Origin of the sequence: Streptomyces sp. NPDC056296 (assembly GCF_042268605.1) — a bacterium.
In the GTDB taxonomy this organism is placed as follows: domain Bacteria; phylum Actinomycetota; class Actinomycetes; order Streptomycetales; family Streptomycetaceae; genus Streptomyces.
Genome location: NZ_JBHJRX010000062.1, coordinates 16,675 through 31,709 on the forward strand (window position 1 = coordinate 16,675; position 15,035 = coordinate 31,709).

At 69.6% G+C, this 15,035-nt stretch carries 12 protein-coding genes and 1 pseudogene; 7 read left to right on the forward strand and 6 right to left on the reverse strand.

The genetic code is table 11. The features are described from left to right. Positions 1-6: 6 nt before the first annotated feature. From catA to ACFCZF_RS33855, 3 genes are read right to left on the reverse strand one after another with little or no spacing between them, the layout of a single operon-like run. Positions 7-861, reverse strand: a complete 855-nt coding sequence (gene catA / locus ACFCZF_RS33845; protein WP_376674885.1) for a catechol 1,2-dioxygenase — start codon at positions 859-861, stop codon at positions 7-9. Positions 862-904: 43 nt separating this feature from the next. Beyond that, complete coding sequence (locus tag ACFCZF_RS33850; protein ID WP_376674886.1) at positions 905-2,008, reverse strand: mandelate racemase/muconate lactonizing enzyme family protein; 1,104 nt, start codon at positions 2,006-2,008, stop codon at positions 905-907. Further along, positions 2,005-2,904, reverse strand: coding sequence for a LysR substrate-binding domain-containing protein (locus tag ACFCZF_RS33855; RefSeq protein ID WP_376674887.1), 900 nt, complete (start codon positions 2,902-2,904; stop codon positions 2,005-2,007). The genes ACFCZF_RS33850 and ACFCZF_RS33855 overlap by 4 nt, the downstream gene beginning before the upstream one ends. Before the next feature lie 230 nt (positions 2,905-3,134). Here ACFCZF_RS33855 and benA point away from each other — a divergent pair, with 230 nt between their 5' ends. From benA to ACFCZF_RS33890, 7 genes are all read left to right on the forward strand, one after another. Further along, complete coding sequence (gene benA, locus ACFCZF_RS33860; protein WP_376674888.1) at positions 3,135-4,484, forward strand: benzoate 1,2-dioxygenase large subunit; 1,350 nt, start codon at positions 3,135-3,137, stop codon at positions 4,482-4,484. Then, on the forward strand, positions 4,481-4,987 hold the full coding sequence (benB, locus tag ACFCZF_RS33865) for a benzoate 1,2-dioxygenase small subunit (RefSeq protein WP_376674889.1): 507 nt from the start codon (positions 4,481-4,483) through the stop codon (positions 4,985-4,987). The genes benA and benB overlap by 4 nt, the downstream gene beginning before the upstream one ends. Positions 4,988-5,021: 34 nt before the next feature. Then, a complete protein-coding gene (gene benC / locus ACFCZF_RS33870; protein WP_376674890.1) occupies positions 5,022-6,056 on the forward strand; it encodes a benzoate 1,2-dioxygenase electron transfer component BenC in 1,035 nt (344 codons plus the stop codon). Continuing rightward, positions 6,053-6,838 carry a benzoate diol dehydrogenase BenD gene (benD, locus tag ACFCZF_RS33875; RefSeq protein WP_376674891.1) on the forward strand — a complete coding sequence of 262 codons (786 nt, stop codon included), beginning with the start codon at positions 6,053-6,055 and terminating at the stop codon, positions 6,836-6,838. The genes benC and benD overlap by 4 nt, the downstream gene beginning before the upstream one ends. A gap of 166 nt (positions 6,839-7,004) precedes the next feature. Beyond that, on the forward strand, positions 7,005-9,791 hold the full coding sequence (locus ACFCZF_RS33880; RefSeq protein ID WP_376674892.1) for an AAA family ATPase: 2,787 nt from the start codon (positions 7,005-7,007) through the stop codon (positions 9,789-9,791). 414 nt (positions 9,792-10,205) lie between these two features. Further along, the gene (locus ACFCZF_RS33885) at positions 10,206-11,507 is read left to right on the forward strand and encodes an MFS transporter (RefSeq protein WP_376674893.1); all 1,302 of its coding nucleotides are present in this window, start codon (positions 10,206-10,208) and stop codon (positions 11,505-11,507) included. 249 nt (positions 11,508-11,756) lie between these two features. Continuing rightward, positions 11,757-12,242 (forward strand): ATP-binding protein, encoded by a 486-nt coding sequence (locus tag ACFCZF_RS33890; RefSeq protein WP_376674894.1) that lies wholly within the window; start codon positions 11,757-11,759, stop codon positions 12,240-12,242. 477 nt (positions 12,243-12,719) lie between these two features. Here the strand turns inward: ACFCZF_RS33890 and ACFCZF_RS33895 are convergent. The 3 genes and pseudogenes from ACFCZF_RS33895 to ACFCZF_RS33905 form a co-directional block, all read right to left on the reverse strand. After that, a pseudogene (locus tag ACFCZF_RS33895) lies at positions 12,720-13,769 on the reverse strand (acetyl-CoA C-acyltransferase). A gap of 3 nt (positions 13,770-13,772) precedes the next feature. Beyond that, positions 13,773-13,946, reverse strand: coding sequence for a hypothetical protein (locus tag ACFCZF_RS33900; RefSeq protein ID WP_376674895.1), 174 nt, complete (start codon positions 13,944-13,946; stop codon positions 13,773-13,775). A 486-nt stretch (positions 13,947-14,432) separates the two neighbouring features. Continuing rightward, complete coding sequence (locus ACFCZF_RS33905; protein WP_376674896.1) at positions 14,433-14,960, reverse strand: Lrp/AsnC family transcriptional regulator; 528 nt, start codon at positions 14,958-14,960, stop codon at positions 14,433-14,435. Between the last annotated feature and the right edge of the window lie 75 nt (positions 14,961-15,035).

The window sequence follows — 15,035 nt, forward strand, 5'->3', positions numbered from 1 at the left end:
TGCCGATCACGCCTTGTCGAGGACGAAGTCGTAGGTGACTTCGCGGCTGTTGCCGTCGGCGCCCGGGGTGGGGTCGAGGATGAGTTCGTGCTTGACGGCGGAGGCGATGTCGTCGGCGACGTGGCTGCCGCCCTTGAAGTAGAGCTGGGTGGTGACGAGCTGGTGACCGGCGGCCGACACCTTCAGGTGCAGGTGGGCGGGTCGCCAGGCATGCCAGCCGGCCGAGCGGATGAGCCGGCCGCAGGAGCCGTCGGTGGGGATCTGGTAGGGCGCGGGCTCCACGGTGTGGATCTTGAAGTTGCCCTGGTCGTCGGCGACTACCGTGCCGCGCAGGTTCCACTCGGGGAGGCCGGGCGCGAACTGGGAGTAGAAGCCGTCGGCGTCGGCGTGCCAGATCTCGACGGTCGCCCCCGCGAGCGGGGTGCCGTCCACTGCCCTGACCTGCCCCTGGAAGAGCAGCGGGACGCCAGCTTCGTTCTCCCGCATGGGCAGGGTCGCCTCGGCGGGGCGGCGGGGTGCGTCGGGGATGTAGTAGGGGCCCTCGATGGTGCCCTTGCTGCCCTGTCGGTCCTCGCCCGCGACCTCCTCCACGACGTGCTCCAGCCACACGTCGAGGAAGAGCGGCCACTCCCCGTCCTCGCCGACCTGGATCAGCCACGTCTTGAGGGTGTTGTACTCCTCGTACGTCACCTTGTGCCGACGGATGATGTCGTGGGCGGCGGTGAGCAGTTCGGTGACGAGGGTGTCGACGCGCGCTGTGTCGGCGCCGGAGGCGGAGGTGGGCTGCCGGGTGCGGAACTGTTCGGTGGCTGCGGCTCCGGAAGCGGCGGCGGTGGCCTGTGCGGTACTGGTGTCGGTCATGGTCGTCGTGTCCTTTGCGTGTCGTGCGTGCTGCGGTGGCGGGTCAGCGGTCCTGGCGGTAGCGGGCCAGCTTGCCGGGGTCGATGCGCAGGCCGAGTCCGGCGCCCTCGCGGACGCGCAGGGTGCCGTTCTCGATGGTCAGCGGCTCGGCGAGGAGGTCGTCGGTCATGTCCAGGAAGTTGGACAGTTCGCCGGCGTGGCGGGCGGACCAGCGGTGGGCGGCGCCGAAGGCGACCGAGCACAGGGTGCCGATCTGGCCGTCGATCTGGTTGCCGATCACCGCCTCCACGCCCAGCGTTTGGCATGCGTTGAGGATGCGCTGGGAGCGGGTGAAGCCGGTGCGGGCGGTCTTGACACTGATGGCGGTGGCGGAGCCGCCGAGCAGCTCGCGGGTGACCTCGCCGGTGGTGGTGGCGCTCTCGTCGGCGATGAACGGTACCGGGCTCTGCGCCACCAGCCATCGTCGGCCCAGCACGTCGTCGGCGGGGCAGAGTTCCTCGGCGAACGTCAGGTCGAGGTCGGCCATCTCCCGCAGGGCGCGGGCCGAGTCCGCGGCGGTCCAGCCGCGGTTGCCGTCGACGTAGAGCTCCACGTCCGGACCGAGGGCGCGACGCAGCGCCCGGCAGGCGGCCACGTCCTGGTGGTAGGGCAGCCGGCCCACCTTCACCTTGAAAGTGGTGATGCCGTACGTGTCCCGGATCCGTTCCGCCTCGGCGACCATGTGCTCGGCGGGGGCGAAGCCCACCATGTGGCTCACCCGCATGCGGTCTGTGTAGCCGCCGAGCAGTCCGGAGACCGGCAGGCCAGCGGCCTGGCCGAGGATGTCCCACAGTGCCATGTCGAGAGCGGCCTTGGCCGTGGGGTTGCCGACGGTCCGGTCCAGTCGCTCGTGGATCCGCTCGCGGTCCAGCGGGGTCAGGCCCTTGAGCTGCGGCGCGAAGATCCGCTCGACGACCGCGACGATCGACTCCTGGGTCTCGCCGTAGGTGTAGGGGCGGGGCGGCGCCTCGGCGGTACCGACGAGGCCCTCGTCGGTGTGGACCCGGATCAGTACGTGCTCTGCGGTGTGCACCTCACCGCTGGCGAAACGCAGCGGCTTGGTGTAGGGGATGGCGAAGGGGATGGCCTCCACGTTGACGATCTTCACAGCGCTCCTTCGAGGAACACGTCGTTGCGTTCGAGGGCGTGCAGCACATTGCGCAGCAGGGGGCCGTCGTCGTCCTCGCGCCAGGCGAGGTCCAGGCGGACGGTGGGCGCGTCCTCGATCCGTCGGCAGCGCACGCCCTCGCGCGGTGCCGAGCGGATGGAGTCGGGAAGCACGGCGACACCGAGGCCGGCGGCCACCAGGGCCAGTGCGGCGGAGGTTTCGGTGACCTCGTGGGCGCAGTGCGGGTAGAACCCGGCAGCCAGACAGCCGCGCACCACCGTGTCGTTCACGACCGAGTCGAGCGTGGCCGCGTACATGATGAAGTTCTCGTGCCGCAGCTGCTCCATACGCACCGCATCGGACTCGGCGAGCCAGTGCTCTTCAGGGACGGCCACGACCAGCGGCTCGGTGGCGACGGGACGGTGAGTGAGGCCCACCTGCCGTAGCGGCGGACGCAGTACGCCGATGTCGAGGCGCCGCTCCAGCAGCCCGGCCTCCTGGGCAGGGGTGAGCATCTCGGTGTGCACCTCCAGCAACACGTGCGGTAGTTCGCGCTTGACCAGCCGGGCGAGCGCGGGCAGTTGACGGTAGGAGGCGGACCCTGTCAGGCCGACCCTGAGCACCCCCTCGGCTCCCTCGGCGAAGCGTGCGACCCGGGTGACGGCCTCGTCGACGGACAGGAGGATGCGCTGCACGTCAGTGCGGAACACCCCTCCCGCCCGGGTCAGGGCGACCTGTCGGGTGGTACGGGTGAACAGTTCCACGCCAAGTTCCTTCTCCAGGCGGCGGATCGCCTGGGAAAGCGGAGGCTGGGCCATGTGCAGCCGTTCCGCGGCCTTTCCGAAATGACGGGTGTCGGCAACGGCCGCGAAATACCTCAAATGCCTGAGTTCCACCGAAGACTCCCTCGAATGCGCTCAGCGTAGGGAGCGGATCCCATACACCACAAATACTTCATGGAGTGTGATTCATACTCCGGAGATATCAATACCCCCCTGGGTCAACCCTGGGGGAATGCCTGGGGCCAACCTTTCACCGGGCTGTCATGGTGCTGGAAAGCGGCGGTCCCACGCCGTTGCCGGCCCGGGGGCACCGGGCCGGCGGTACCCATACCGAAGGAGGGGCCATGGCCGAGGAGGATTTCAGCCGGGCGCGGGACATTCTCAAGGACGCCCTGGTGGAGGACCCCGCGAACGGGATCTACCGGGTGCGGCGCAGCGTCTTCACCGACGAGGAGCTCTTCGAGTTGGAGATGCAGCACATCTTCGAGGGCAACTGGGTCTATCTCGCACACGAGAGTCAGATCCCGGACGTCGGGGACTACTTCACCACCTACATCGGCCGGCAGCCGGTCGTCATCTCCCGCGACAAACAGGGCGAACTGCACTGCCTGGTCAACGCGTGCAGCCATCGGGGAGCGATGCTCTGCCGCCGCAAGACGGACAACCGAACCACCTTCACCTGCCCTTTCCACGGCTGGACGTTCAGCAATTCCGGGCGGCTGCTGAAGGTGAAGGACCCGCGGGAGGCCGGTTATCCGGAGCAGTTCAACAAGGACGGCTCCCACGACCTGACGAAGGTAGCGCGATTCGAGAACTACCGCGGTTTCCTCTTCGGCAGCCTCAGCCCGGACGTCAAGCCGCTCAGGGAACACCTGGGCGACGCGTCGGTGGTCATCGACATGATCGTCGACCAGTCCCCGGACGGCCTCGAGGTGCTGCGCGGCTCCTCGACCTACCACTACGACGGGAACTGGAAGCTCCAGGCCGAGAACGGCGCCGACGGCTACCACGTCTCCGCCACGCACTGGAACTACGCCGCCACCCAGGCCCGCCGCTCCTCCGGCGAGTCCAAGAACGACACGAAGACGATGGACGCCGGCGGCTGGTCCAAGCAGCAGGGCGGTTTCTACTCCTTCGACCACGGCCATCTGCTGCTGTGGACCAAGTGGCTCGACCCCACGAACCGGCCGCTGTACGACAAGCGCGACGAACTGGCGGCCGAGTTCGGAGCGGAGAAGGCCGACTGGATGATCGGCGTGTCCCGCAACCTGTGCCTGTACCCGAACGTCTACCTGATGGACCAGTTCAGCTCGCAGATTCGGCACTTCCGGCCCATCTCCGTCGACCGGACGGAAGTCACCATCTACTGCATCGCGCCCAAGGGCGAGCCGGCCGAGGCGCGGGCCCGGCGCATCCGGCAGTACGAGGACTTCTTCAACGCCACCGGCATGGCCACCCCCGACGACCTGGAGGAGTTCCGCTCCTGCCAGAAGACCTACCTGGCCGGATCGATGCCCTGGAACGACCTCTCCCGAGGCGCCGTGCACCAGATCAACGGTCCGGACGAGGACGCCGAGAAGATCGGCATCAAACCGCTCGCCAGTGGAGTGCGCACCGAGGACGAGGGTCTCTACCCCATCCAGCACGGCTACTGGCTCGACACCTTGCGCAAGGCCCTGGAGGAAGCGAAGTGACGACCGCGACCGAGCAGTTCACGCTGGAGGAGATCCGGCAGTTCCTCTACCGCGAGGCCCGCCACCTCGACGACCGCGAGTTCGAGCAGTGGCTGGAGTGCTACCACCCGGACTCGGAGTTCTGGATGCCGGCCTGGGCGGACGACGACGGGCTCACTCGTGACCCCCAGCGGGAGGTCTCGCTCGTCTACTACCCCAGCCGGGCCGGTCTGGAGGACCGGGTCTTCCGTATTCGCACCGACCGCTCCAGCGCCACGAGCCTGCCGGAGCCCCGCACCGGTCACAACATCAGCAACGTCGAGGTCACCGGCCGCGACGGTGACGTGCTGGACGTGCGCTTCAACTGGTTCACGCTCTACTACCGCTATCAGAGCACCGACACCTACTTCGGCACGTCGTACTACACACTCGACACGTCCGGGCCGCAGCCGCTGATCACCCGCAAGAAGGTCGTCCTGAAGAACGACTACGTGCATCACGTGGTCGACGTCTACCACGTCTGACCCCGGCAGCCCACGTCACGAAACGAGCACCAGCATGTCCTTCCAGGTCGCCCTGAACTTCGAGGACGGCGTCACCCGGTTCATCGAGTGCGGGCCGCACGAGACCGTCGCCGAAGCCTCGTACAGGGCCCGCATCAACATCCCCCTCGACTGCCGCGACGGCGCCTGCGGCACCTGCAAGTCGCTGTGCGAGTCCGGCAGCTTCGACGGCGGCGACTACATCGACGAGGCGCTGACCGAGGACGAGGCCGCGGCCGGTCACTGCCTGCCCTGCCAGATGACCCCGCACAGCGACCTCGTGCTGCGCATTCCCTCGACCTCGGCCGCCGCGAAGACCGCACCGGCCACGCACACGGCCACTCTCTGCGAGATCCGGCGTCACTCCAGCAGCACCGTGGAGTTCTCCCTCGACGTCGACGACCGCAAGGCGCTGGACTTCCTGCCCGGCCAATACGTGAACGTCACCGTCCCCGGCACCGACCAGAGCCGGTCCTACTCCTTCAGCTCCGGCCCCCGCCAGAAGGAGGTCTCCTTTCTCGTACGCCTCACCGAGGGCGGCGCCATGTCCGGCTACCTCGCGGAGCACGCGCGAGTCGGTGACCGTATCGAGTTCACCGGCCCGATGGGCAGCTTCTATCTGCGGGACGTCACCCGCCCCGCGCTGCTCCTGGCGGGCGGTACGGGACTGGCACCGCTGCTGTCGATGCTCGAGACCATGACGCAGTCCCCGGCCGCTCATCCGGTCCACCTGCTGTACGGAGTCAGCAGCGACCAGGATCTCGTGCACCTCGCCACCCTGGACGACTACGCCGACGTTCTGCCGTCGTTCTCCTTCGAGCACTGCGTTGCCGATGAGGCCAGCTCCGCGCGTCACAAGGGCTACGTCACGAGTCTGATCGACGCGGGAACCCTGCACGGGGGCGACGTGGAGGTCTATCTGTGCGGGCCGCCGCCCATGGTCGAGGCGGTACGCGGGCACGTCACCTCGCTCGGGGTGACACCGTCAGCTTTCCACTTCGAGAAGTTCACGCCCGGAGCGGTCCTGGCGACGGCCGGAGCGGCACGATGAGTGCCGTCGGTGTACACATGGACCGTTTCGCCGGGAAGAAGGCCGTCGTCACGGGCGCGGCGCAGGGCATCGGCCTGGCTGTCGCCCGCCGCCTGGCCGCCGAGGCCGCCCAGCTGACCCTTGTGGACCGCTCCGAGCTGGTGCACGAGGCCGCCGCCGCGCTCGGCGCGCACTCCGTGACCGTTGACCTGGAGGCATGGGCGGGAGCGGAGGAGGCGGTCTCCGCCGCTCTGGAGCACCACGGCCGGATCGACGTCCTGGTCAACAACGTCGGCGGCGCGATCAACTTCAAGCCGTTCACCGCATTCTCCGCCCAGGAGATCCAGGCGGAGGTCACTCGCTCCTTGCTGACGACCCTGTGGTCCTGTCGCGCAGTACTGCCCGCCATGACCGCGCAGGGGCACGGCGTGATCGTCAACGTGTCCTCGACGGCGACCCGCGGCATCCACCGCATCCCCTACTCCGCCGCCAAAGGCGGCATCAACGCGCTCACCGCCTCCCTCGCCCTCGAGTACGCCGACGCCGGCGTCCGCGTGGTTGCCACCGCCCCCGGCGGTACCGAGGCGCCCCCACGCCGCATCCCCCGCGGCACGCCGGCGCCGCGGTCCGCACGGGAAAGCGACTGGTTCCAGGCCCACATCGACCAGACCCTCGCATCCACCCTGATGAAACGCTACGGAACACTCGATGAGCAAGCCGCCACGATCTGCTTCCTGGCCTCCGACGAAGCCTCCTACATCACCGGCACCGTGCTGCCCGTGGCCGGCGGCGACCAGGGCTGAGACGTGCGGAGCGCACGGCGACATCCTGGTGAGAGGAACGACGCTGACCACCCCTGACCGTGAGGGCCGGCGATGACGACTGCTCACCGGCCGAACCGCGGGACCTGCCGTGTCCACCGTTCACCGGCCCGCGAGCCGGTGAACGGCGCTGCTAGCGTTCCGCCTCATGACGGACAGTCCCACGCCGCGGCGTGACCTGGCCGGGCGGGGCGGCGAGGCCGCCGCACTGACCCGGGCCCTCCATGCCGCGGATTCCGGACACCCCGCCATGCTCCTCGTCGTCGGCGAGGCGGGCATCGGCAAGACCGCCCTGGTCGGGCACGTCGTGGCCACCGCGTGCGCCCAGGTGTCCCGGTCGGTGCGGCGAGTCGCCGGAGTGGCCTGGGAGAGCGCACTGCCCTTCGGTGTCGCCGCGCAGCTCCTGCGCACCGGCGACCTCGCCCCGAGCCGGCTGTCCGGACCCGCGCCCGCGCAGGCCGTCCTCGACACCGGCCGGCGCCTGCACGAGCAGTGGACCGCGCTGCAACGGGAGCACACGCTCGTCGTGGTGGTCGAGGACGCCCACTGGGCCGATGTCGACAGCCTGCGCGCGATGAGATCGGCGGTGCGCAGGATGACGGACGAGAAGATCCTCGTGCTCCTGATCGCGCGGAAGCAGCCCGAGGACGTGCCGGGCACGTCACTGGTGCCCGCCCCTGTCCTGCGAACGCTGGAGTTCCTGGACGCCCTCCACGACGACGCCGTCCGTCCCGGCCCTCTCGGCCCGGACGAGGTCCGGGCGCTCGCCCGCGAGACGTGCGGGCTGACCCTGGATCTGCCGACGGCACGCAGGCTGGCGCGGCACACCCGGGGAAATCCCCGTCACATCCTCGCGCTGCTACACGAGCTGCCCGACCGCACCTGGCACGAATGGTGCCCGGACCTCCCGGCCCCGGCCCGCTACACGGCGGCCGTGCGCCACTGGCTGGAAGAGTGCGAGCCGACCGTCCGCTTGCTGGCAGAGGCATGCTCCGTGCTCGGTGCGCAGGCGCTGCTCGACCAGGCGGCCGCCCTCGCCGACCTGGACGACCCGATGCCGGCTCTCGACGTCGCCCGGGAATCCGGTCTACTGGTCGTCACCGTCGACCCCGGACACCTACGACTGAGCTTCGTACATCCTCTGGTCCGCGCCGCGGTCCTCACGGGCATGAGCCTGGCCCGGCGTGCGACACTGCACCGCAGGGCGGCCGCCCTCAGCGGCGACACGGGTCGCCGCCTGGACCACCGGTCGGAGGCGGCTGCCACCGTCGACGCAGACCTGGCCGAAGAACTGGACCAGTACGCAGCCGGCCGTGCCGCTGCGGGCGAGTGGTCCACTGTGGCCGACGTACTCGTGCGGGCCAGCCGTCTCAGTCCGCAGCGCGCAGCTCGCGAGGACCGTCTCCTGCGCGCCGTCGACGCGATGATCGGCGCCGGCGACGTGCCCCAGGCCGCCGCCTTCGCCGCGGAACTGGAGAGCCTGCCACCCGGCACCCTGCGAGACGTCGTACTCGGCTACCTGGCCATCATGCGCGGTCGGCCCGCAGAAGCCGAAACCCACCTGAACCAAGCCGAGGAACAAGCCGGGACGCAGCCCAGACCGGACCTGACGGCACGGATCTGTCAGCGCCGGGTCCTGCACGCCCTCGGCCGCTGGGACGGCCCGCAGTTGGTGACCTGGGCCCGGCGAGCCGTGGAGCTCGCCGATCCTTCCGACCCGTCGGTCGTGGAGTCGAAGGCCATCCTGGGCCTGGGACTGGCCGCCATGGGCCGGCCGCAGGAGGCCGTCGAGGCGTACGCGGCAGCCGAGTCCGAACTGCCACAGGGCGCCCAGCCCCAGCGGTTCCAGCTCGGCCGGGGCTGGGTGGATCTCGCCCAGGACGCACCCGAAGCGGCGCGCCGACGACTGGAGACCGCCGTACCCACCGGCTACCGCATGGGCTCGACGAGGATCTCCCTGTGGGCCCAGGGCTGGCTGGCCCGGACCCAGTTCGCGCTGGGCGCCTGGACCGAGGCCATCGAGACGGTGCAGCACGCCGCCGCCCGGCTCGACGACGTGCGCATCGAGCTCGTACGACCGCTGATCCACTGGACCGGCGCGCAGATCCACGCGCTGCGCGGTGACTGGGAAACGGCCGAAGAGCACTGCAGGCAGGCCGCCGCGGCCATCAACCACTACGAGGTCATGCTGGTACCGGCCTGCCTGGCCCGCGCGCAGGTGAACGAGGCACGCGGAGACTACAGAGGCGTCATCGAAGCACTGACCCCCATCCTCGAACTGCCGACCCGGGCATCGATCGACGAGCCGGGATTCTGGCCCTGGGCGGACGTCTACGCCAACGCCCTCGTCATGACGGGTGACCTCGAGGAAGCGGACACCTTCCTCGCCCCCCACGAGGAACTGGCCCTGCGCCGCAACCACCGCTCCACGCGCGCACGTCTCGGCCTGGCCCGCGGACGCCTCAGTGCGGCACGCGGGGACATCGAAGCGGCCCGTCAGTCCTTCGAGATATCCCTTGCCCACCTGCACCAACTGCCACTTCCCTACGACCGCGCGCGGGTGAACTTCGCCTACGGCCAGTCCCTGCGCCGCGCCGGCAAGCGACGCGACGCCGATGCGGTCCTACGCAACGCCCGCGACGCTTACCACGCCCTCGGCGCCCGCACCTACGTCGACCGCTGCGACAGAGAAGTCAAGGCAGGCGGCCTCCTGGCCGGACGCGCCGCACCCAGCGCCGCCGCCCAACTGACCCCGCAGGAACAGGCAGTCGCCCAACTCGTCGCTTCAGGCGCGACCAACAGCCAGACAGCAGCAGAGCTGTACATTTCGGTGAAGACCGTTCAATATCACCTGACTCGCCTGTACGCGAAGCTCGGTGTCCGCTCACGTACCGAACTGGCCGCCCACTTCAGGGAGACGGCACCCCCTACCTGAGTAACGCCACTCGGCGATGCCCGGACCATAACCCGGCTGCAATTCCAGCAAAAAATGAACTTTCAGTATTGACTGAGAAATGCGGATGGTTCATCGTCCTTCTACGAACCATCCGCACCGGGCGGACGAGCCTTGGGCAAGGGCACGGTCGCACGGCACACCGCGTTCTCGGCCGACGCCGGACATCGGTATGTAGCGGCAATGCTGCAATCGGCTCCAGCCGACCGCTTCGATGCACTTCTCATCGCCGGACACTCACGCGCTGCCCCGTACCCGCTCGCCCGCGCACAGCCCTGCCGGAGACCCTGACGCGTCACGCGTCCGACCCCGCACGCCGGCTCCTTCGCCGCCGGAACGCCCCATTCACGGCCGGTCCGCCCCGACCGGCTCTCACCCCTGAGGAAGCCACAACCCATGGCCGATTCGCAGTCATCCGTGTCACCTGTCAGCAAGGCGTCGTTGCCCCGCCGGACCATCGTCGCGGTCGCCATCGGCAACTTCGTCGAATGGTTCGACTTCGCCCTGTACGCCATCTTCGCCAGCATCATCGCCACGGTCTTCTTCCCCTCCGACAACGAACTGACCAGTCTGCTGACGACGTTCGCCGTGTTCGGCGTCGCGATCGTCGCGCGTCCCGCGGGTGCGCTGCTGTTCGGACACCTCGGGGACCGCATGGGACGCAGCCGGACGCTGTCCACCGTCATCCTGCTGATGTCCGTATCGACCGCACTCATCGGGCTCCTGCCTTCCCACGCGACCGCCGGAGCGATCGCGCCGGTGTGCCTCGTGATGCTTCGCGTCTTCCAAGGCTTCGCCGCCGGCGGTGAATACGGAGGCGCGGCGTCCTACGTGCTGGAGACGGCACCACCGGAACGTCGCGGGCTCTACGCGAGCATCGCCATCTGGACGCAGCTGTTCGCCGTCGCGGTCGGCCTGCTGACCGGGACGCTGCTCTCCCGGTCGCTCACCGCGGACCAGCTCGCCTCATGGGGCTGGCGGCTGCCGTTCCTCCTCGCTCTGCCCCTGGGCGCCGTCGGGCTCTACATGCGACGCAAGCTGGAGGACCCGGCGGTCTTCATCGCCGCGAGCACCAGCGGAGAGGTCCACTCCGCTCCGCTGGCCGCCCTGCTCCGCGGCCACGGCCGGGACCTGCTCAAGGTGGTCGGCCTCGTGGTCTACGGAACCAGCGGCGCCTACCTGCTGCTCTACCTCCCGACCTACTCCCAGACCATTCTGGAGGTGTCACCCGGCACATCCTTCGGCGCCGCGCTGGCGGCGCTGCTGGCCGCGACCGCCTCCGTACCCGTCAGCGCCGCCGTGTCCGACCGGATCGGCCGCCGTCCCTGCCTGCTGGCCATGTCGATGATCGCAACCGTGCTGATGTACCCCGCGTTCCTGTTGCTGCACGGAGACTCAGCCGCCTACCTGGCAGCCCATCTCGTGATCGGCTTCGTCGTAGGCGCCTACGCAGGACCGATGTCGGCGGCGATAGCCGAGGCGTTCCCCACAGCCCTGCGCTACAGCGGACTGTCCGTGGGCTACGGTGTCGCCACATCCGTCTTCGGCGGCATGACGCCTCTCGCCCTGACCGCTCTGCTCGGCGCCACCGGCAACCAGCTCGCCCCCGCGTGGTTCTTCATCGCCACGGCGCTGATCAGCTTCGGGGCAGCCTGGGTCACCGCCGAGACGGCGGGCAAGCCTCTGCGCGCCAGCTGATCCACCACAGCGACCACGAGGTTGGGCACCGGTCCGGCATCGGCACCTACCGTGTCGCCGGACCGGATCCGCGAAGCAGGCGGAACCGGCCCGCAACAGCGATTCTCACGTAAAAATGAATTTTCAGCCTTGACTGAAAATATTGGATCCGTCAGATTGAAGGTGTCCGTAAACCGTGCCGGGGCGAGTGCCTGCGTACTCTCCGCGCCCCGGTCCCACCGACCTGCACCATCACCCGCGGAGGACGCCATGCTGGTCACAGCCCCGGCTGTCTCTCGATCGATTCCACGGTTCCCGGCCAGTCCTCAGCGAGCTCTCCTTGCCGTGGCGGCACAACCCGCGCGGATGCGCTCTGTGCGCAGATGGGCCGACGGCCTGCTGCGCCACTGGGGCATTGCGGCCTCGGCATGCGATTCCGTCGTCCTCGTCGTGGCCGAACTGGCGACCAACGCGGTTTTGCACGGCCGCGGCGACATGACGCTCTCTCTCGCCCTTAGTCGCGGCCTCGCCCATGTCGCGGTCGTCGACTCCGGCGCGATGACGGTCAGCGGCGGACGTGCGGACACCGCCCCTGATGAGCACGGCCGCGGCCTTGAGCTCGTCAGGGCGCTCGCGCTGTCGACCGGTCACCACCAGAGCGCACTTGGCCGTCGGGCCTGGGCGGTCGTGCGGGTGGATGACTCGAGTGACGGCGCGGCCGGCGCTCCCCGTCCCTCACGCGTCCGGCGCCGCTGACGGGCCGGGCACACCCGGTCCCGGTGCCTCCGCTGTCCGGGCGGCCGGGGCTGTCCGTCTCGCTCGGCCTCTCCCTCATGCTGGCGGAGGGCGAGCCGGAGGCCCTTCGCGCCCTTCGCTTCGCCCCGAGGCCCGCACGATGGCCGCGTACGTGGGCTCTCGCAGCCTTCGCCGGGTAATCCATCAGCGTGGAGGCGGCACGGTATCGACGGCCGGGTGAGAGCGGCGGCCGGTTCCCTGACCAGCCTGGTACCGGTTGTCGAGGGCCTGGCCGTGTCGGGCCCCACCGATCTGGTGATCGCCCGTAGGCCAGCGGCGGAGCCGGCCTCGGTGATCCTGGCGAGGCCCCGCCTCTGTCGCCTGCCGAGGGAATATGCATCCGGTACAGGCTGGTCGGGTCAAGAATGGGGCTGTGCCGCCGCCTCCGCTGCGGCCGCAGGCGATGACGCCGGCATCCAACCATCCCCGTGCGGATGATCAGACGCGCTCTACGAGCATCGCCACGCCCTGTCCAACGCCCACGCACAAGGTGGCACGACCGCGGCGGGCGTCTTCGCGTTCCAGGCGGCCCAGCAGGGTGAGCAGGATGCGCGCGCCGGAGCAGCCCAGGGGGGCCCAGGGCGCTCGCCCCGCCGTCGGCGTTGACGATGTCCTCGTCCAGTTCCAGGCGTCGTATCACGGCCAGGGCCTGGGTGGCGAAGGCTTCGTTCAGTTCCACCGCGTCCAGGCCGCTTGCCTGCCAGCCGGCCCGGGACAGCGCCTTCTCGGTGGCCGGGACGGGACCCAGGCCCATCAGGTGCGGCTCGACGCCGGCCGAGGGGCCGGTGATGATCCTTGCCCGTGGGGTGAGCCCATAGCGCTCGACAGCGCCGACGGAGGCGACCATCAGGGCGGCGGCACCGTCCGACAGCGGCGAGGAGTTGCCGGCCGTGACGATTCCATCGGTGCGGAAGATCGTGCGCAGCGTGGCCAGTTGCTCGGTGCTGGTGGAGGGCCGCGGGCCTCGTCGGTATCGACGGTGCCGGCCTGTCCCTTGCGGTCGGTGACCTGTACCTGGACGATCTCGCGGTCGAAGCGTCCTGCCTGCTGGGCGGTAACGGCCCGTTGGTGGCTGCGCAGCGCGTAGGCGTCCGCGTCGGCGCGGGTAATGCCGTCCAGGGCGGCGACCTCCTCGGCCGTCTCGCCCATGGAGAGAGTGTCGAGGTCGGCGAAGCGCGGGTTGGTGAACCGCCATCCCAGCGCGGTGTCGTGCACTTCGCCCGGCTTGGCCCAGGGGGTACCGGGCTTGGCCATCACCCAGGGGGCGCGGGTCATCGACTACACGCCGCCCGCCACGACCAGATCCGCCTCGCCGGAGCGGATCGCCTGCGCCGCTGCGGCGACGGCCGTCAGTCCCGAGGCGCACAACCGGTTGACGGTGTAGCCGGGTACGGTGTGCGGCAGTCCTGCGAGCAGGGACGCCATGCGGGCGACATCGCGGTTGTCCTCGCCGGCCTGGTTGGCCGCCCCCAGGATCACTTCGTCCACGGCCTAGGCAGGTACGCCGGCGCGCCGCACAGCCTCGCCGACCACCAGCGCGGCCAGGTCGTCGGGGCGCACCGTTGCCAGGACGCCTCCGTAGCGGCCCTGCGGGGTGCGCGCTCCTTCGATCAGGTAGACCTCGTCGGGCGGGCATCGCTGTTCTCCTTGGTCGTGGTCGGTCACGGGAGGGCGTCAGAGTGTTGGCCGGCCGGCACCGGTCCGCACCGGGTGGCGCCGACCCACGGGATGGATGAGCGGCGGGGAAAGCACACGCAGTTCCAGTCGGCCGGACGCGCCCTCCGCGGACCTCAGCGCATCCCTCGCCCATAAGAGGCCCCGCCCCCGTAGGGCGTGCCGGCATGCCTTCCACTTCTGGCTCGGCGGTGGCGCAGCCCGGGATTCTCGGCCAGGCGCACGTAACCGAACGTTCGGTCGATGGACACAAGTGATGACGGCGGCGCCTGCGAATCGCTCCGGGGCGTGCCGACGACGTTCTGGCGCACAGGTGCGGACCAAGCTCCGGACGGCTCTCACACAGCAAGTGGCCGCGGTTACGGTCCGGGCGCGACAGCCGTTGCTGTAGTCGAGGCAAGGCGCGCGGCAGTGAGGTTTCGCAGCTGGGCGAGTGCGTCGGGAATCGGAGTCCTGTGCGCACGCGGCCCGCCCGCGTCAGGCGCCGTCGCCGTCCCGTGCACCTGCGCTCTCCCACGGGGCGCCACGTCCCCGGGCTTCCTCGAACACCAGCCAGGTGCGGCTTCCTCGCACGCCCGGGATGTCCTGGATGCGCTCCAGGACGACGTGGCGCAGGGCGGTGTTGTCTGGGGCGCGGACCAGGACCAGGACGTCGTAGTCGCCGCCCATCAGGGCGAAGTGCTCGACGAACGGGATCTCCTTGAGCTTGGCGGACACGGTGCGCCAGGCCGTCTGGTCGATGGTCACCGAGACGTACGCGGTGGTGCCCAGGCCCGCTTTGGCCGGGTCCAGTCGCACGGTGAAGCCGGAGATCAGGCCGTCGTCGGCCATCCGGGAGATCCGCGTGTAGGCGTTGGCGCGCGAGATGTGGACCTGGTCGGCCAGGGCCCGTACGGAGATCCGGCCGTCGCGCTGCAACTCCGCGATGATCGCCCGGTCGATCGGGTCCAGGTGGGCGGCAAAACGTCCGGCACTGACGATCCCGGGATCCTCTTCAGTTGACATTTCTCCCCTCTCGAAGGCACTTGGCGGCAATATGTCGCCGGTTTGGTCGAATGCTTGAACACATGTGTAGCACGG

Bases quoted from the DNA above. Each gene is read 5' to 3' on its own strand.
- catA (WP_376674885.1), bottom strand. From the start codon at position 861: ATGACCGACACCAGTACCGCACAGGCCACCGCCGCCGCTTCCGGAGCC.
- benA (WP_376674888.1), top strand. From the start codon at position 3,135: ATGGCCGAGGAGGATTTCAGCCGGGCGCGGGACATTCTCAAGGACGCC.
- benC (WP_376674890.1), top strand. From the start codon at position 5,022: ATGTCCTTCCAGGTCGCCCTGAACTTCGAGGACGGCGTCACCCGGTTC.
- benD (WP_376674891.1), top strand. From the start codon at position 6,053: ATGAGTGCCGTCGGTGTACACATGGACCGTTTCGCCGGGAAGAAGGCC.
- ACFCZF_RS33880 (WP_376674892.1), top strand. From the start codon at position 7,005: ATGACGGACAGTCCCACGCCGCGGCGTGACCTGGCCGGGCGGGGCGGC.
- ACFCZF_RS33885 (WP_376674893.1), top strand. From the start codon at position 10,206: ATGGCCGATTCGCAGTCATCCGTGTCACCTGTCAGCAAGGCGTCGTTG.
- ACFCZF_RS33890 (WP_376674894.1), top strand. From the start codon at position 11,757: ATGCTGGTCACAGCCCCGGCTGTCTCTCGATCGATTCCACGGTTCCCG.
- ACFCZF_RS33905 (WP_376674896.1), bottom strand. From the start codon at position 14,960: ATGTCAACTGAAGAGGATCCCGGGATCGTCAGTGCCGGACGTTTTGCC.